16 protein-coding genes are annotated in these 17,673 nt (G+C 62.0%); 10 read left to right on the top strand and 6 right to left on the bottom strand.

Annotated features, from left to right (window positions below; all coding sequences use genetic code 11):
• Positions 1 to 865: 865 nt before the first annotated feature.
• From ltrA to CBW66_RS15955, 6 genes are all read left to right on the top strand, one after another.
• Positions 866 to 2,569, top strand: a complete 1,704-nt coding sequence (gene ltrA, locus CBW66_RS15980; RefSeq protein WP_086138701.1) for a group II intron reverse transcriptase/maturase — start codon at positions 866 to 868, stop codon at positions 2,567 to 2,569.
• Positions 2,570 to 2,693: 124 nt separating this feature from the next.
• Positions 2,694 to 3,761 (top strand): aminoglycoside phosphotransferase family protein, encoded by a 1,068-nt coding sequence (locus CBW66_RS15975; protein WP_086138700.1) that lies wholly within the window; start codon positions 2,694 to 2,696, stop codon positions 3,759 to 3,761.
• 164 nt (positions 3,762 to 3,925) lie between these two features.
• Positions 3,926 to 4,645 (top strand): N-acetylmuramate alpha-1-phosphate uridylyltransferase MurU, encoded by a 720-nt coding sequence (gene murU, locus CBW66_RS15970; protein WP_086138699.1) that lies wholly within the window; start codon positions 3,926 to 3,928, stop codon positions 4,643 to 4,645.
• Positions 4,645 to 5,967 carry an aminopeptidase P N-terminal domain-containing protein gene (locus tag CBW66_RS15965; protein ID WP_170932888.1) on the top strand — a complete coding sequence of 441 codons (1,323 nt, stop codon included), beginning with the start codon at positions 4,645 to 4,647 and terminating at the stop codon, positions 5,965 to 5,967. Before murU ends, CBW66_RS15965 begins: the two co-directional genes overlap by 1 nt.
• A gap of 9 nt (positions 5,968 to 5,976) precedes the next feature.
• Positions 5,977 to 7,119, top strand: coding sequence for an FAD-dependent monooxygenase (locus CBW66_RS15960; protein ID WP_086138697.1), 1,143 nt, complete (start codon positions 5,977 to 5,979; stop codon positions 7,117 to 7,119).
• Positions 7,120 to 7,234: 115 nt separating this feature from the next.
• Positions 7,235 to 8,188, top strand: coding sequence for a sensor domain-containing diguanylate cyclase (locus CBW66_RS15955; RefSeq protein ID WP_086138696.1), 954 nt, complete (start codon positions 7,235 to 7,237; stop codon positions 8,186 to 8,188).
• 61 nt (positions 8,189 to 8,249) lie between these two features.
• Here the strand turns inward: CBW66_RS15955 and CBW66_RS15950 are convergent, their stop codons facing one another.
• The 3 genes from CBW66_RS15950 to CBW66_RS15940 are packed head-to-tail and all read right to left on the bottom strand — an operon-like array spanning position 8,250 to position 11,158.
• On the bottom strand, positions 8,250 to 9,704 hold the full coding sequence (locus tag CBW66_RS15950) for an NAD(P)(+) transhydrogenase (Re/Si-specific) subunit beta (protein ID WP_086138695.1): 1,455 nt from the start codon (positions 9,702 to 9,704) through the stop codon (positions 8,250 to 8,252).
• Between the two features lie 8 nt (positions 9,705 to 9,712).
• Positions 9,713 to 10,027 carry an NAD(P) transhydrogenase subunit alpha gene (locus CBW66_RS15945; RefSeq protein WP_034745644.1) on the bottom strand — a complete coding sequence of 105 codons (315 nt, stop codon included), beginning with the start codon at positions 10,025 to 10,027 and terminating at the stop codon, positions 9,713 to 9,715.
• A gap of 15 nt (positions 10,028 to 10,042) precedes the next feature.
• Positions 10,043 to 11,158, bottom strand: a complete 1,116-nt coding sequence (locus CBW66_RS15940) for a Re/Si-specific NAD(P)(+) transhydrogenase subunit alpha (RefSeq protein ID WP_086138694.1) — start codon at positions 11,156 to 11,158, stop codon at positions 10,043 to 10,045.
• A 411-nt stretch (positions 11,159 to 11,569) separates the two neighbouring features.
• On the opposite strand from CBW66_RS15940, the gene CBW66_RS15935 reads away from it, so the two are divergent.
• Positions 11,570 to 12,049, top strand: a complete 480-nt coding sequence (locus CBW66_RS15935; protein ID WP_010401817.1) for an NUDIX hydrolase — start codon at positions 11,570 to 11,572, stop codon at positions 12,047 to 12,049.
• A gap of 42 nt (positions 12,050 to 12,091) precedes the next feature.
• Positions 12,092 to 13,207, top strand: coding sequence for a tRNA 2-thiouridine(34) synthase MnmA (gene mnmA / locus CBW66_RS15930; protein ID WP_086138693.1), 1,116 nt, complete (start codon positions 12,092 to 12,094; stop codon positions 13,205 to 13,207).
• A 197-nt stretch (positions 13,208 to 13,404) separates the two neighbouring features.
• Here the strand turns inward: mnmA and CBW66_RS15925 are convergent, their stop codons facing one another.
• The 3 genes from CBW66_RS15925 to CBW66_RS15915 all read right to left on the bottom strand — a co-directional run bounded on the left by CBW66_RS15925 (position 13,405) and on the right by CBW66_RS15915 (position 15,370).
• A complete protein-coding gene (locus CBW66_RS15925; RefSeq protein ID WP_086138731.1) occupies positions 13,405 to 13,812 on the bottom strand; it encodes a response regulator in 408 nt (135 codons plus the stop codon).
• Positions 13,813 to 13,853: 41 nt separating this feature from the next.
• The gene (locus tag CBW66_RS15920) at positions 13,854 to 14,627 is read right to left on the bottom strand and encodes a 5'-3' exonuclease (protein ID WP_086138692.1); all 774 of its coding nucleotides are present in this window, start codon (positions 14,625 to 14,627) and stop codon (positions 13,854 to 13,856) included.
• Positions 14,628 to 14,698: 71 nt separating this feature from the next.
• Positions 14,699 to 15,370 (bottom strand): glutathione S-transferase, encoded by a 672-nt coding sequence (locus CBW66_RS15915; protein ID WP_086138691.1) that lies wholly within the window; start codon positions 15,368 to 15,370, stop codon positions 14,699 to 14,701.
• Between the two features lie 166 nt (positions 15,371 to 15,536).
• Between CBW66_RS15915 and CBW66_RS15910 the strand changes: the two genes are divergently transcribed.
• Both CBW66_RS15910 and CBW66_RS15905 read left to right on the top strand, forming a co-directional pair.
• On the top strand, positions 15,537 to 16,589 hold the full coding sequence (locus CBW66_RS15910) for a YjgN family protein (RefSeq protein ID WP_086138690.1): 1,053 nt from the start codon (positions 15,537 to 15,539) through the stop codon (positions 16,587 to 16,589).
• A 1-nt stretch (position 16,590) separates the two neighbouring features.
• A complete protein-coding gene (locus CBW66_RS15905) occupies positions 16,591 to 17,604 on the top strand; it encodes a M48 family metallopeptidase (RefSeq protein ID WP_086138689.1) in 1,014 nt (337 codons plus the stop codon).
• Positions 17,605 to 17,673: the final 69 nt, after the last annotated feature.

Raw genomic sequence — 17,673 nt, 5'->3', positions numbered from 1 at the left:
GATTCCTTTGCCTGTTTTGTTTACGTAAAACATTGAAACTGTAGCTTATTTGCAAATCTTGTAGATATTTTACATTTGCTTGCAATTTTCTATATTTCAACAGTTTTCTGCAAGGCTCAGTTGTCTCTCAACTGAGTCATACCCGAGTGAAACTCTTCGATATCTTGTCATGCTTCAGTTCTGCAACTGCTGCCATGACCGGATGTACGACCATCTGTCACCTACTTGAGTGTGCGTCGCCGGTAACGGCGGGGKGCAAAGCCTCAGGGACAACGTACCCCCATCTTTTCCGGCAGCCCGGCGTGCGAACGCCTGGCTGGAGACTGCAAGCAGCGATGCGGTCGAGGGGCCAGGTGAGTGCTGCAAGGGCAATGTCATGTGAACCATCGTTTGAACCCTCGTAAATATCAATAGGCCAAAGCTGCTGGCAGGCCTAAACCAAACGGTACGTGGCTGGTTATCTCCGTGGATTCTGGGGATACGTCGTCATTCAGCCACCGGGGGAAAGATGGGCCCTAAACAGCCAGTCGCGATGTAGCTGTCGCGTCGATATCGTTGGGAACGTGGCAAGCCCGATTCCCTGCCGCTCGATCAAAGAAGCGAGATAGCGGCAAGCAAACCGCAAGGTACGCCCTTGGGGGAGCGGGTAGAGGAGGATGGAGAAAGCGAATGCCGGGCTGTAATGGTCCGGATAGGGATTCAAGATTTGTCCCGACCTGAAAGGGTGCCCACTTCCATCTGGTGTAATAGTCGTCATACGACTGTACTGGCTCCAGGCAATCATCATTTTCAACCACCCCGAAGGGATGCAGCTCACCCTTCGGGGTGCGCTGTGTCTCGTCGGAACAACCACACGAGGTTCAGCATGAAAGTAACCGCTAGCAGTCTTGCCGGTTCTGCGTCCTCGCACGTGCCTACTGAATGGGTCGCCATCAACTGGCGGCGCGTACAACGCAACGTGAGAGCCATGCAGCATCGATTAACGAAGGCGACACAGGAAGGCGACTGGCGCAGGGCGAAAGCGCTGCAAAGGTGGCTAACCCACTCGTTCAGCGCGAAAGCGCTGGCAGTCAAACGAGTGACAGAGAATCAAGGCAAACGAACCGCAGGCGTGGACCAGCAGTTGTGGGACTCAGCAACGCAGAAGTTCGCTGCCATTGCACAGTTGAAGAGACAAGGCTATCGGCCCCTGCCATTACGGAGGGTCTTTATTCCCAAGTCAAATGGAAGGATGCGCCCACTGGGCATCCCCACCATGCGGGACCGGGCGATGCAGGCGCTTCACCTGTTGGCCCTGGATCCGGTCTTGGAAACGCTGAGTGATCCCAATTCATACGGGTTTCGCAAAAATCGCTCAACGGCCGATGCTATGTCGCAAATTTTTCTCCAGACCTGCCGGAAAGTCTCGGCAACCTGGGTGTTGGATGCCGATATCGAAGGTTTTTTCGACAATATCAACCATCAATGGCTGGTCGACAATGTCTTCATGGATAAGTCGATCCTGTCTAAATGGCTGAAATCCGGGGTAGTTGACCGGAAGCAATTGATGGCAACCACAGCTGGAACGCCACAGGGCGGCATCATCAGCCCTGCCCTAGCGAATTGGACGTTGAACGGGCTGGAGACTGAACTGATTGCGCACCTCGGTGCGAAATTCGGCAAGTCAAAGGCAGGCAAGCTCAAAGTCGGTGTCGTGCGATATGCCGACGATTTTGTCGTTACCAGTGGATCGAAGGAATTGCTGGAGACGGAAATCAGGCCTTGGATCGAAGCGTTTCTTGCAGTCAGAGGATTGCGGCTGTCCAGTGCCAAAACCAAGATCGTGCACATCGATGAGGGCTTCGACTTCCTGGGGTGGAACTTCCGAAAATATTCCGGGACACTGCTCATCAAGCCAAGTAAGAAGAACATGAAAGCGTTCTATGAAAAGCTGAGGAAGACGATCAGCGAAAACATCGGGGCGAAGCAAGAGAATCTCATTCGATTGCTGAACCCCATGCTGCGGGGCTGGGCGCAATATCACAGCCCTGTCGTCGCCAAGGAGGCGTTCTCAACGATGGAGTCGCTGCTGTACTGGCGGCTTCGTCGCTGGGCCATGCGCAGGCATCCGAAGAAAACCGACAGTTGGATACGCGACCGATACTGGCGCCCAAGCGAGAGTGGAAATCGGGGGTTTGCAGCGGACGTTGTCACAAAGAACGGCAATAAGGCCACGAAAGAACTGTACTCGTTACCGGGTACGGCGATTCTGCGTCACACGAAGATCAAGGGCGGCTATCACCCCTACGATCCACAATGGGAACTGTATGGTGAAACCCTTCGGCAGGAACGCATGTTGAAAAACATGTCTTACCGGCGTGAGTGGGCCAAGCTCTACCTCGACCAACGTGGCTTGTGCGCTCTGTGTGGATACGAGATGAACATGGAAACCGGATGGCATGACCACCACATGGAATACCGTGTGGCAGGTGGTTCCGACGCCCTTGGAAATCGCGTATTATTGCACCCAAATTGCCATATAAATGTGCACGCAAACGATTTACAAGTTGCGAAGCCGGTCCCTGCATAGGGACTTTTATTATGCTTGAGCCGTGTGCGGTGAAAGTCGCACGCACGGTTCTTAGGGGGGAGAGCTTCCAGCAATGGGGTTCTCCTACCCTCCGCACCATCAACCCGATTCCACAGGCCGCTTAATGTCATTCTCCCCCAATTCCCCTGCCGCGCCGGCCTCCGCCGACGCTCGCCTGCCCCTGTTGAAAGCCTGGTTGGCCCCGCTGAACCTCGTCGCGCCCGAATCCGCCCGCCCCGCTTCCAGCGATGCCAGCTTCCGCCGCTACTACCGTCTCGATGTGCTGCCAAGCAACACAACATTGCCAGGAAAGACACTGATCGCCATGGATGCGCCGCCCGAGCGCGAAAACGTGCCCGCCTTTGTCAAGGTGGCCGGCTTGTTGAAAGGCGCCGGCGTGTCCGTGCCCGACATCATCGCGCAAGACCTGGAGCAGGGCTTTTTGCTGCTGTCCGACCTGGGCACGACTACATATCTGGACGCCCTGAACCACGACAACGCCAGCGTGCTGTACGCCGAAGCACTGGAATCGTTGATGAAAATCCAGCTGGCCAGCGCCCCCGACGTGCTGCCCGAATTCGACCGCGCCTTCATCCTGCGCGAAATGAATCTGTTCCCGGAATGGTTTATCGGCAAACACCTGGGCGCCACCTTGACGGACGTGCAACAAACCCAGCTGGACAAGGTCTTCGAAGCCATCACGGCGAATATCTTGTCGCAGCAACAAGTATTCATGCACCGCGACTACCATTCGCGTAATTTGATGCACATCAACGATGGCTCGCTCCCCAATCCCGGCATCCTCGACTTCCAGGACGCCGTCTTCGGTCCCGTCACCTACGACATCGCCTCGCTGCTGCGCGACGCGTATATCCAGTGGGACGAGGAACTCGTGCTCGACTGGGTGATCCGCTACTGGCAGCGCGCCAAGCAGCTGGGCTTGCCGGTGAATCCCGACATCGACGCCTTCTACCGCGATTTCGAATTCACGGCCCTGCAGCGCCACCTGAAAATCCTCGGCCTGTTCTCGCGCCTGAATTACCGCGATGGCAAGGATCTGTACATGGGCGATTTGCCAACCGTGCTCGACTACGTGCGCAAGACGGCCAACCGCTACACGGAACTCAAGCCGCTGGTGCGCTTGCTCGATGCGCTGGAGAACAAAACGCCCCAGGTCGGCTACACATTCTGATGACACCGGCCAAAACCTACTGCGCGTCGCGCTTTGCGGCCGGCGATGCTCACCGTACTAGAGTACGGTTGCGCTTCTCGGCCACAAATCACTGCCGCTCGCTACGGTTTTGTCCGATGTCGTAACCACAGAAAAATTACTGAACAAATCAGAAAAGACTACCCATGAAAGCCATGATCTTTGCCGCAGGCCGCGGTGAACGGATGCGTCCGCTTACCGATACCTGTCCCAAACCGCTGCTGAAAGTGCGCGGCCGCCCGCTGATCGTCTGGCATGTGCTGAACCTGGTGCGCGCCGGCATCACGGACATCGTCATCAACCATTCGCACCTGGGCCAGCAGATCGAGGCAACCCTGGGCGACGGCAGCGCGTACGGCGCGCGCATCGCGTATTCGCCGGAAACGACGCCGCTGGAAACGGCGGGCGGCATCGCCCAGGCGCGCCACTTGCTGGGCGAAGAACCGTTCCTCGCCATTTCCGGCGACATCTATTGCCCTTACTTTGATTTCAAGCAAGTGCTCGACGTGCTGGCCGACAAGGATGTGCTGGGTACGCCGTATCCGGCCGATCAGCGCGACATCGCCTGGACCTACCTGGTGCCCAACCCGGACTTCCACCCGAAGGGCGACTTCGGCCTGACCTTGTTCTCGATCAACAATACGGACGACACCAAGTGGACCTTCGCCAACATCGGCGTGTACCGTCCTGAAATGTTCGACGGCATCACGCCCGGCAGCCACGCCAAACTGGGCGATTTGCTGCGCCGGTACGCGGACCAGGGCCGCGTGGGCGGCGAAGTCTATACCGGCGAGTGGACCAATGTGGGCACGCCGGCACAACTCGACGTGCTCAATGGCGTCACGGCCAAGGCCAGCGCAACATGATGGCCAATTACGCGGCACGCCGCGCCGCACTGCTGGCGCAGATGCTGCCGGGCAGCGTGGCCGTCATCGCCACGGCGCCCGAAGTGCCGCGCAACAGCGATTGCGATTATCCGTACCGCCACGACAGCTATTTCTACTACCTGAGCGGCTTTGCGGAACCCGACAGCACCATGGCCCTGGTGGCCGCCAGCGCCACGGCGCCCGCGCGCGCCATCCTGTTTTGCCGCGCAAAGAACACGGAGCGCGAAATCTGGGACGGATTCCGCCACGGTCCCGAGGCGGCGCGCGCCAGCTTCGGTTTTGACGCCGCCTTCCCCATCGAGGAACTCGACGTGGAAATGACGCGCCTGCTGGCCGACTCTCCCGCCATCTACTATGCGCTGGGCGGCAGCCTCGATGCGCAGGTGAAGCTCTGGCGGCACAACGTGCGGCAAAAGGCCCGCAGCGGCGTCACGGCGCCCGCCATCGCGCATGACATCAGTGGCATGCTTGACGCCATGCGCCTGCTGAAAGACACGCAGGAACAGCAGCTGATGCGCCGCGCGGCCGCCATTTCCAGCGCCGCCCACGTACGCGCCATGCGCGCCACGCGGCCCGGCATGCACGAATATGCGCTCGAAGCGGAGCTGCTGTACGAATTTCGCCGCAGCGGCGCGCAGTTTCCCGCCTATTCCTCCATCGTCGCGGGCGGCGGCAACGCCTGCATCCTGCACTACAGCGCCAACAACGCGGTATTGAAAGAAGGCGAGCTGGTCTTGATCGACGCCGGCTGCGAACTCGATGGCTATGCCTCCGACATCACGCGCACCTGGCCCGTCAACGGCCGTTTCAGCGGCCCGCAGCGGGCGCTGTACGAGCTGGTGCTGGCGGCGCAGCAGGCGGCGCTGGACATGGTTCGCCCCGGCTTGCCGCACAGCGCCATCCACGAGGCGGCCGTGCAAGTGCTGGCGCAGGGCATGCTGGACCTGGGTTTGCTGGACCGGCAAAAAAGCGGCAGCGCGCAGGACGTCATCGCCGACAAGGCCTATATGCCCTTCTACATGCACGGCACCAGCCACTGGCTGGGCATGGACGTGCACGACGTGGGCGCCTACCGCGACACGGATGCGCCCGGCAAGCCTTGGCGCGCTTTGGCACCGGGCATGGTGCTGACGGTGGAACCGGGCATCTACGTGCGTCCCGGCGCCGGCGTGCCGGAGCAGTTCTGGCATACGGGCATCCGCATCGAGGACGATGTGCTGGTCACGCCGCAAGGCCATGAAGTCTTCAGCACGGCGCCCAAGAGCATCGCTGAAATCGAACAACTGATGTCACAGGATTAACCCCGCCGCATGCATACACCATCCACTTTCGATCTCGCCATCTGCGGCGCCGGCCCCGTCGGCATGGCCCTGGCCGCCCTGCTGGTGCAGCGGGGCAGCCGCGCCGCCGGCATCGCCCTGCTCGACGCCAAATCCCTCGAACAAGCCCGGCGCGACCCGCGCACCATCGCCCTGTCGCACGGCAGCCGCCAGATACTCGAGGAAGCGGGCGCCTGGCCCGTGGAGGCGACGCCTATCCACCAGATCCACGTGTCGCGCCGCGGCCAGTTCGGGCGCAGCCTGATGGACCGCGGCGAACATGGCGTCGAGGCGCTCGGCTATGTGGCGCGTTACGGCGCCGTCGTCAGCGCGCTGGCCGACGTGTGCGAGCGCCTGGGCGTGGCCAGCCTGCGCCCGGCCCTGGTGACGGGCAGTGAGGAAAACGCCGCCGGCGTGTCCGTGCAGATCGACCAGGCGGGCGCCGCGTCGAGCTTGCGCGCCGGTCTGCTGGTGCAGGCCGAGGGCGGCCTGTTCGGCCAGCAGCCGGAACGCGCCGTCAGCCGCGATTATGGCCAAAGCGCCATCATCGCCCATGTGCGCACGAGCGCCCCCATCGCGCACCGCGCGTACGAGCGCTTCACCGACGAAGGTCCGCTGGCCCTGCTGCCGCAGGACGACGGCTACGCGCTGGTGTGGTGCGTGCCGCCCACGCGCGCGGAGCAATTGCTGGCGCTGGACGAGGCAGCCTTCCTGGCGCGCCTGGGCGCCGCTTTCGGCAGCCGCCTGGGACGCTTTACCCACACCACGGCGCGCCTGGCCTATCCGCTGGGCCTGAACGCGCAGGCGAACGGCACGGCGCGCACGGTCGCCATCGGCAATGCGGCGCAAACCCTGCATCCGGTGGCGGGACAGGGCCTGAACCTGGGCTTGCGCGACGCCGCCGTGCTGGCCCGCGTGCTGGCGCAGGACAGCAGCCCGGCCGGGCTGGAGCACTACGCCAGCCTGCGCCAGGCCGACCGGGGCCTGACCGTGCGCGTCACCGACACCATGGCGCGCATCTTCACGGGCAGCGCCCCCACGCAAGGCTTGCTGGGCCTGTCGCTGGGCTTGCTGGACGTTTTCAGCCCCGCGCGCAAAAGCCTGGCCACCCTGATGATGTACGGCCGCCGCTGAACCTTAACAATAAGTAAAGGGCACGGGCGAAAAAGAAACACGGAACGTCTCCGGCATGGAGTAAACGGCCTGCGGATGCGACAATGGCTGTCACCTGGTTTTTGGCGACCGTTCCATGACAGATGCATTGCCCGCAGCACCGCCTGCCGCTCTTCCCGAAGTGCTCTTTTCCCGCCTGCTGGAAGACGCCCTCGACGCCGTCATCATCATCGATGAACATTGCCGCATCCGCTATATCAATGGCGCCATGCAGGCGCTGTCGGGCTATGCCAGCGGGGAATTGCTGGGCCAGACCCTGAACGGCCTGCTGCCCGACGCCGTCGGCGCGCAGCACGACAACCACGTGATCAATTACATCCGCAGTTCGCGCACCTCCAGCGTGCTGGGCAAGATACGCGAATTCGCCATCCGCCACCGCGATGCGCAAATGATTCCCATCGAAATGAAGGCGCTGGACCTGGGCGTGGTCGACGGCATCCGCTATTTCGGCGCCTTCTTGCTCGACGTGCGCGAACGGCGCGAACTGGCGGCAAAAAACGCCAGCCTGCTGGCGCAGCTGGAACAGCAGGCGCTGCACGATGCGCTGACGTCGCTGCCCAACCGGCGCGCCTATGAAGCGCAAGCCGAGCAGGCGATGGCGCGCGCGGCACGCAGCGGCGCCGCCCTGACCGTGGGCGTGGCCGACCTCGACCATTTCAAGAAGATCAACGACCGCTACGGCCATGCCGTGGGCGACGCCGTGCTGCGCACGGTGGCGCAGGCGCTGCGCGACACGGGACGCATCACCGACGTGGCGGCCCGTCTCGGCGGCGAGGAGTTCGGCCTGCTGTTCCCCGACGCCAGCCTGCGGCAGGCGCACAAGGTGGCCGAACGCATCCGCGCCGCCGTGGCCGCCGCCATCACGCCTTTGCCCGATGGCGGCGAACTGCAGGTGACCATCAGCATCGGCGTGGCCTCCCTGACGGCCGGCGCCAGCCTGGACGCGGCCATGTCGGATGCCGACAAGGCCCTGTACGCGGCCAAGCACCAGGGACGCAATAAAGTCGTCGCCGCAGCGGCCGCCCAATAAAAACGGCCCGCGCAAGGCGGGCCATCTTCAGTTGACTAAGGCACTGCCTTACTCAACTGCCTTACTCAACTGCCTTGAGCATATCCTCGATCACCTTCTTGGCGTCGCCAAACACCATCATCGTGTTCGGCTGGTAGAACAGGTCGTTGTCCAGGCCCGCATAGCCGGACGCCATCGAGCGCTTGTTGACGATGATGCTTTTGGCCTTATAGGCTTCGAGGATCGGCATGCCGGCGATCGGCGATTTCGGATCTTTCGCCGCCGGGTTGACGACGTCGTTCGCGCCCAGCACCAGCACCACGTCCGTCTGGCCGAATTCGCCGTTGATGTCTTCCATCTCGAAGACCTGGTCGTACGGCACTTCCGCCTCGGCCAGCAGCACGTTCATGTGGCCCGGCATGCGCCCCGCCACGGGGTGGATCGCATACTTGACGGTGACGCCCTTGTGCGTGAGCTTTTCCACCAGTTCTTTCAGCGAATGCTGCGCGCGCGCCACGGCCAGACCGTAGCCGGGCACGATGATGACGGTTTCCGCATTGCTCATGATAAAGGCGGCATCGTCGGCCGAACCTGATTTGACCGGACGCTGTTCCTGCGCGCCCGCCGCGCCAGCGGCCGGCGCATCGCCGCCGAAGCCGCCGAGGATGACGTTGAAGAACGAGCGGTTCATGGCCTTGCACATGATGTACGACAGGATCGCGCCGGAAGAACCGACCAATGAGCCGGCGATGATCAGCATCGAGTTATTCAGCGAAAAGCCGATGCCGGCCGCGGCCCAGCCCGAGTAGCTGTTGAGCATCGACACCACCACCGGCATGTCGGCGCCGCCGATGGGGATGATGATCAGCACGCCCAGCGCGAAGGCGATCAGGGTCATGATGACGAACGGCGTCCAGGCCGGCTGCACGCCATCGGCGAAGCAGAACGCCAGGCCCAGGCCCACCATCACCAGCGCCAGTACCAGGTTGAGCATGTGCTGGCCCTTGAAGCTGACGGGCGCGCCCTGGAACAGGCGGAACTTGTATTTGCCCGACAGCTTGCCGAAGGCGATCACCGAACCGGAGAACGTGATGGCGCCGACAAAGGTGCCGATGAACAGCTCGAAGCGGTTGCCGATGGGCAGCGCCTCGCCGTGTTTCGCGATATTGAAGGCCCATGGTTCCGACACGGCCGCCACGGCGATGCAGACGGCCGCCAGGCCGATCAGCGAGTGCATGGCCGCCACCAGTTCCGGCATCTTCGTCATTTCCACGGTTTTCGCCAGGTAGGCGCCGATGGCGCCACCCGTGACGATGCCGATGATGACAAGGGTCAGGCCCATGCCGCCCGTCTGCTGTTCCTTCAGTTTCAGGATCAGCGCCACGGTGGTGACAGCGGCGATGGCCATGCCGCTCATGCCGAAGGCATTGCCGCGGCGCGCCGTCGATGGCGACGACAGGCCTTTCAAGGCCTGGATGAAGCACACCGAGGCGATCAGGTACATCATCGTCACCAGGTTCATGGTGACGAAGCTCATGGCGTGACTCATTCTTTTGCTCCTTGCTTGGCCTTCGGTTCTTTTTTACGGAACATCTCGAGCATGCGCTGCGTGACGAGGAAGCCGCCGAATACATTGACGGCGGCCAGCGCCACGGCCAGGGTGCCGGCCACTTGCGCCAGCGGGCCATCGGTCAGGCCGGCCGCCAGCATGGCGCCGACGATGATGATGGCGGAAATGGCATTGGTGACGGCCATCAGCGGCGTATGCAGCGCCGGCGTGACGGTCCAGACGACGTGGTAGCCGACATAAATGGCCAACACGAAGATGATCAGGTTGGTGATGGTGTGACTGATTTCCATATTCTCTCCGGCGCTCTATGATTGACGTAAGATCGCGCTATCCGCGCAAACCAGGCTGGCCTTGATGATTTCATCCTCGCGGTCGATCCGCAATTGATCGTCCTTGTCGATGATGAGCTTTAAAAAATCCAGCACGTTGCGCGCATACAGGGCCGAGGCATCGGCCGCCACCAGGGTCGCCAGGTTCGGCTCGCCCACGATGTAGACGCCGTGTTTGACGACCGTCTTGCCCAGTTCCGAGAGCGGGCAGTTGCCGCCCTGCTCGACGGCCAGGTCGACAATGACGGAACCGGGCTTCATGGCCTTCACCGTTTCTTCCGAGATCAGCACGGGCGCGGCGCGGCCGGGAATCAGTGCCGTGGTGATGATGATGTCGGCCAGCTTCGCCCGTTCGTGCACGAGTTCGGCCTGGCGCCGCATCCAGTCGGCCGGCATGGCGCGCGCATAGCCGCCCGCGCCCTTGGCGATTTCCTTTTCTTCGTCGGTCAGAAAGGGCACGTCGAGGAACTTGGCGCCCAGCGATTCAACTTGTTCCTTGACGGGCGGGCGCACGTCGGACGCCTCGATGACGGCGCCCAGGCGCTTGGCCGTGGCGATCGCCTGCAAGCCTGCCACGCCCACGCCCATGATCAGCACGCGGGCCGCCTTGACGGTGCCGGCCGCCGTCATCAGCATGGGCATGAAGCGCTGGTAGGTATTCGCCGCCACCAGCACGGCCTTGTAGCCGGCGATATTCGCCTGCGACGACAGCACGTCCATCGACTGCGCGCGCGTGATGCGCGGCACGGCTTCCAGGGCGAAGGCGGACAGGCCGGCCGCGGCCATGGCGGCGATATTGTCCGCGTCAAACGGGTTCAACATGCCGATCAGCACCGTGCCGCTGGCCATCAGGGTCCGTTCTTCGGCATCGGGGGCGCGCACCTTGAGCACGATGGCGCAGCCATAGGCTTCCTGGGCGGTACCGATCTGCGCGCCGGCGGCGGCATACGCGTCGTCGGGAATCGAGGCTTGCACGCCCGCTCCCGACTGCACGACGACCTGATGCTTGGCTGCCAGCTTCTTGACTGTCTCGGGCGTGGCTGCCACCCGGGTTTCACCAGGCCGTGTTTCGGCCGGTATGCCTATCCTCATGATGCCTCCGCTAATTGATAAACTGACTAGAATCTAACACGGAAAGCAGCGCGTTAAACGTTTGTGAAGCAGCAACTTTTAGTCGTACGACACTAATTTCGTCCGCATCCATGATTTGTTTCACCATGCGGCGCGGCGCCCATATTGTGGGAAAGGTGTGTCAATCTCACCACAGTCGAGCTAGCGTGCGCGCTTGTTTTGACCACAGGGAAAGCCTATATTAGCGGGCGCTTCCTGCCATCTTGCCGCCTCAGCCCCCATGCTAGTGCGCTCCCCGGGAAAGACGTAAGTACCTCCCACCGCTATTTGCTAAAACGTTGTCATTTATCAATATGTCCGCGCAACAAAAGGCCGGCTTCAAACCGCGCGCGCAGAACAAGATAAAATGTCGGCTCTTTCAAGGATGGAATCATGCCGAGAATCTGGAAACCCTCTGTCACCGTGGCCGCCATCGTCGAGCGCGATGGCCTGTTTTTACTGATTGAAGAAGAGACCAGCGAAGGCATCAAGCTCAACCAGCCGGCCGGCCACCTCGACCCGTTCGAGTCGCTGGAACAGGCGGTGATCCGCGAAACGCTGGAAGAAGCGGCCTACGATTTCATCCCCACGGCACTGGTCGGCATGTACATGTCGCGCTACCAGTCGCTGCGCACGGGCGAGGACGTGACCTATCTGCGCTTCACCTTTTGCGGCACCGCCGGCGCCGAGCATGATCGCCCGCTGGACGAAGGCATCATCCGTACCCTGTGGATGACGCGCGACGAGCTGGCGGCGTGCCAGGAACGCCACCGCAGCCCGCTGGTGCTGCAGTGCGTGGACGAATACCTGGCCGGCCGGCGGGCGCCGCTGGCCCTGCTGCACACGCATGCGTCCGTTTTCAATAGCGCATAGCAATACGCATTGCCATATTATTAAAGTACACTGGAAAGCAAGATGAGCAAGAAGAAAGTCGTGATCGGCATGTCGGGCGGGGTCGATTCCTCGGTCGCGGCATGGATGCTGAAGGAACAAGGCTATGAAGTCATCGGCCTGTTCATGAAAAACTGGGAAGATGACGACGATTCGGAATACTGCTCCACGCGCCAGGACTGGATCGACGCGGCCAGCGTGGCCGACGTCATCGGCGTCGATATCGAAGCCGTCAATTTCGCCTCCGAATACAAGGACCGCGTGTTCGCCGATTTCCTGCGCGAGTACCAGGCCGGCCGCACGCCGAACCCGGACGTGCTGTGCAATGCCGAAATCAAGTTCAAGGCGTTTCTTGACCACGCCATGACCCTGGGCGCCGACCTGATCGCCACCGGCCATTATGCGCGCGTGCGCCAGGCGCCGACCGACGCGGGCCGTTATGAACTGCTCAAAGCCGTCGACGCCAGCAAGGACCAAAGCTACTTCCTGCACCGCCTGAACCAGGCGCAGTTGTCCAAGACCTTGTTCCCGCTCGGTGAAATCCCGAAGACGCAAGTGCGCCAGATCGCCGAAAAACTGGCGCTGCCGAACGCCCAGAAGAAGGATTCGACGGGTATCTGTTTTATCGGCGAACGCCCGTTCCGCGAATTCCTGAACCGCTACCTCTCGTACAAGCCGGGCCCGATGAAGACGGCCGACGGCAAGACGGTGGGCGAACACGTGGGATTGAGTTTTTATACCCTGGGCCAGCGCAAGGGCATCGGCATCGGCGGCGTGAAGTCGTACCAGAACGCGGACGGCAGCAGCGACGCTTGGTATGTGGCGCGCAAGGATATCGCCAACAACACCCTGTGGGTGGTGCAGGGCCACGACCACCCGTGGCTGCTGTCGCCGGCCTTGAGCGCCGACCAGGCCAGCTGGGTCGCCGGCACGGCGCCGCAGGCAGGCCCCTTGAGCGCCAAGACGCGCTACCGCCAGGCCGACGTGGCTTGCCAGCTGCTGCCGGAGGGGAGTGAGCACTTCGGCATGGCGTTCGACCAAGCGCAATGGGCCGTCACGCCGGGCCAGTCGGCCGTGCTGTACGACGGCGACGTGTGCCTCGGTGGCGGCATCATCGCCAGCGCCACGGGGCTGGCCTGAAGTTAGCTGGCCTGAAGTTAGGTTGGTTAAGTAAATTTTTACTCATCCAACTCAATAACAACGCCTGAAAAAATCGTAGCGAGCGGCAGTGAGGCTCGGCGCCCCCGTTGGCCCGAGAAGCGCAACTGTACTTTAGTACGGGGGCGCCGAGCCAGTGAGCATCGCCGGCCGCAAATCGCGACGCGCAGTAGATTTTATCAGGTGTCTTTTGCAGCGGCGGCAAGCGCCTGCTGCTGCTTGCGCACCATGGCGATCACCGTATTGCGCACGGTTTTCAGGACCGTGTCGGCCATGAACGGTTTCACGATGAAGCCCGACACGCCCATCGCGTGGGCCGCCTGCAGCGAGGCGGCGTCGATGCCGCCCGAGACCATGAAAATGAGCGTCTTCGGATACTGGGCGCGGATGGTTTGCACAATATTCGTCCCGTCTTCCACCTGCTCGCGCGCGATGCAGACGAAATGCGGATGGTGCTTGACCAGCAGCGCCAGCCCCAGCGCGCTGGTATGCGTCTGCCCGCAGACATCGTAGCCGCCATCGGTCAGGACCGTGTTCAGCAGGCCGCGCGCCACGGCGCTGCTATCGATCAGGACTGTCTTTAACATCATGATTTACTTCCCTTGCTTGATTGTTCTTGCCTGGCGTCTTACTTTTCCCACGCCAGCTTGTTCCAGGTCACGCCTAACGTCACGTCCGTCTTGAGTTCCACTAACTTTCTTGAAAGATACAGTATTTCCCGCTCTTTTCGCAGGCTTTCACCGAGTGCGCCGGGCAAAATGCCCGCGCCGGCCATCACGGCGTCGATATTGCCGTAAGCGCGCAACAGTTTCGCGCCCGTCTTCAGGCCGATCTTCGACACGCCGGGAATGCTGTCGGTGACGTCGCCCATCAGCGCCAGCAGGTCGGGCAGCAGTTCCGGCGGCACGCCGAACTTTTTCTCGACCCAGGCGTGGTCGTGCCAGATACCCTTGAAATGGTCCCACACCAGCGCGCCGTGGGCGATCAGACCGTGCAAATCCTTGTCGGTGGTGGCGATGACGGCCGCGCCGCGCCCCTCGTGCAGCCAGCGCATGACGGCCGTGCCGATCACGTCGTCGGCCTCGACCTCGGGGATGCTGACCACGTGCATGCCGAAGCTGGCCAGGGTGGCATAGAATCCGGGCAAGGCATCGCGCAGCACCTGCGGCATGGGCTGGCGCCCCTCGCGATAACCGGCATACAGGGCGTGGCGCCAGGTGGGGCCGCCAAAGTCGAAGGCCGGCAGGATGTGCGTCGGCTCGTGGTCGTTGATGAGGGTGCGAAACGACGACAGCGCATGGCGCAGCGCGATCTCCGCCTTCAGGTCGGAATCGGGTTCAGGACTGGCTTCGTAGACGCGGCGTACGATATTCAAGCCGTCGATAGCGAGGAGTCTGGCCATGCGGTAAATAAATACTGGTTGAATCGATCATTTTACCGTATGGCTCCCCGCACATCGGTCTTGAATGCCCTTCATTTGGCGAAATCGTAGGGCCCACCGCGTTCCAGGGCGCGCTGGTAGGCCGGGCGCGCATGGATGCGCTGCAAAAAGGCCGTCAGTTTCGGCAGGCGCTCGTCGAGCCCGCCGCGCATGGCGGCCGCTTCCAGCGGAAAGCTCATCTGGATGTCGGCCGCCGTGAATTCATTGCCGGCAAACCATTTGCTTTTCTCGAGTTCCGCTTCCATGTAGGCCAGCTGGCTGTTGATATTCGGCATGATGAAGCTGCTCTTGACCTTGCCGGCGATGCCGCGCGCGATCGGTTTCACGAAAAACGGCATCGGCGACGATTCGACCTTGTCGAACACCAGCTTCATCAGCAGCGGCGGCATGGCCGAGCCTTCCGCGAAGTGCAGCCAATAGGTCCAGCGCAATTTTTCCGGCGTGCCCGCCGCCGGTATCAAACGGCCATTGCCGTAGCGCTCGACCAGGTAATCGATGATGGCGCCCGATTCGGCGATGGTGTTGGCGCCGTCCGTGATCACGGGCGACTTGCCCAGCGGATGCACGGCCTTCAACGAGGCGGGCGCCAGCATGGTTGTCGGGTCGCGCTGATAGCGCTTGACCTCGTAGTCGAGGCCCAGTTCTTCAAGCAGCCAGAGCACGCGCTGCGAGCGCGAATTGTTCAGATGGTGGACGACGATCATGGCGATTTCCGTTGGCAATGGTTGAGTCCCAGTATAGCCGGGACGGAAAAATCGCGGCGGCAGGGGCCGCACACCAAAAATAATTGCGAAAAACACTATTTTCAATTGATAACTTTTCAATCTTCCCTTATCTTGTTTTGTTTCCAATAAGTAAGGAAACTCCCCTGTGGATTTCGATACCAACAACACCACGCCCAAGCGTGAAGCCATTACCTTCAGCGCCACCGGCAGCGAATACTTCCGTATCTGGATCGTCAACCTGCTGCTGAGCATTGTCACCCTGGGCATTTATTCCGCCTGGGCCAAGGTGCGCCGCAACCGCTATTTCTATTCCAGCACCCACCTGGCCGGCAGCAGCTTCGAATACCACGGCAATGCCGTCGCCATCCTGAAGGGCCGCATCGCGGCCGTGGTATTGATCGGCGGCTACAACATCGCCTTCCAGATCTCGCCCATCGTCGGCCTGATCATGCTCGTGCTGATGATGGCCGTGCTGCCATGGCTGGTCTGGAAAAGCCTGCAATTCAAGCTCTACAACACCAGCTACCGCGGCATCCGCTTCGGCTTCGACGGCAGCGCCAGGGAAGCCTACAAATACTTCCTGTGGCTGCCCATCCTGAACACCTTCACGGCTGGCCTGATGACGCCGTTCCTGCACCAGCGCCTGAAGCGCTTCCAGCATACGCAAAGCCGCTTCGGCAACAGCAATTTCAGCTTTGACGCCTCGGTTGGCAGCTTCTACAAAACCTATCTGCTGTTCTTCGCCCTGCTGCTGGCCGGTTTCCTGGTCCTGATCTTTGTCGTCTTCGCCAGCGTCTTCGCCACCTTTGCCAGCAACGCCAACGATGTCACCAAGGCCGGCAGCATCTTCGGCGCGGTGGCCGCCCTGTATGCGTGGGCCTTTATCGTGCTGCCGCTGTTCCTGACCATGATCCAGAACCTCATCTGGAACCACACGCGCCTGCAGCAGCACCAGTTCCAGTCGCAGCTGACCTGGGGCCGCACCACCTTCGTCATGCTGACCAACCTGCTCGGTATCGTCGTCACCCTGGGCCTGTTTTCGCCCTTCGCCCAGGTGCGCTGGCTGAAGTACCGCCTGGAAGCGACGTCGATGCTGGTGCACGGCAGCCTGGACGCCTTCGTCGCCGCCACCGGCGAGCAAGTCTCTGCCACGGGCGAAGGCATGGTCGATCTGCTGGACTTCGACCTGTCGCTGTAGCATGACGCTCGATCACCACGCGCCGGGTGCGGGCCCCGTGCCCGCGCGCTATTTCGACGGCCAGACCTCGCGCCTGTACCACGTCACGCTCAGCGTGCGCGATGGCATGGCCATGCTGACCGGCGATATCGAGCGCAGCTGCCCGCTGGGCGAGCTGCACGTGTCCGAACGCAGCAGCCACGCCGTGCGCAAGGTCAGCTTTCCCGACGGCGCCTACCTGGAGATCGCCGACCAGGCGGCCTTCAACGACGTGCTGCATGAGACGGGCCACCGCGACGGCTGGGTGGTGCGGCTGCAGCAAAGCTGGCGCGGCGCCCTGCTGGCCACGGTCGCCACCGTGCTGGCCCTGTGGCTCAGCTATCAGTACCTGCTGCCCGTGGTGGCGAAGGGCGTCGCGTATGCGATTCCCCAGTCCGTCGAGCGCCAGCTGGGCCAGGGCGTGCTCGATTTCCTCGACGGCCACGTGTTTGCGGCAAGCAAGCTCGATGGCGCGCGCCAGCAAGCCTTGCGCGCCCGGTTCGCGCGCCTGGCCACGCCCGGCGACAGCGCGCCCACGCACCGCATCGTTTTCCGCAAGAGCAAGATCGGCCCGAACGCTTTCGCCCTGCCGTCCGGCGACATCGTGCTGACCGATGAAATGGTGGAACTGATGCCGGACGACGACGCCATCATGGGTGTGCTGGCGCATGAACTGGGCCATTTGCAGCAGCGCCACCTGACGCGCCGCCTGATCCAGACCTCGGCCGTGGGCGCCGGCGCGGCGCTGCTGTTCGGCGACGTCTCGACCGTGGTGGCGACCTTGCCGCCGCTGCTGCTGGACTTGAAGTATTCGCGCGATGTCGAGCGCGAAGCGGACGACTACGCGATCGCCATGCTGCGCCAGAACGGCATCGCGCTGGAACACCTGGCGCAGGTGTTTGTCGCCCTGGGCAAACTGGACGAAGGCACGTCCTACCTGTCGAGCCATCCGGCCAGCGCCGAGCGGGTTGAGCGCATCCGCGCGGCACAACGGTAAACACCTGACAAAACCTACTGCGCGTCGCGCTTTGCGGCCGGCGATGCTCACCGTACTAGAGTACGGTTG

The sequence above is a fragment of the Janthinobacterium sp. GW456P genome, assembly GCF_002127655.1.
Lineage (GTDB): Bacteria > Pseudomonadota > Gammaproteobacteria > Burkholderiales > Burkholderiaceae_D > Janthinobacterium.
The sequence above is the reverse complement of the archived record's forward strand: the minus strand, read 5'-3'. Positions and strand labels throughout refer to the sequence as shown.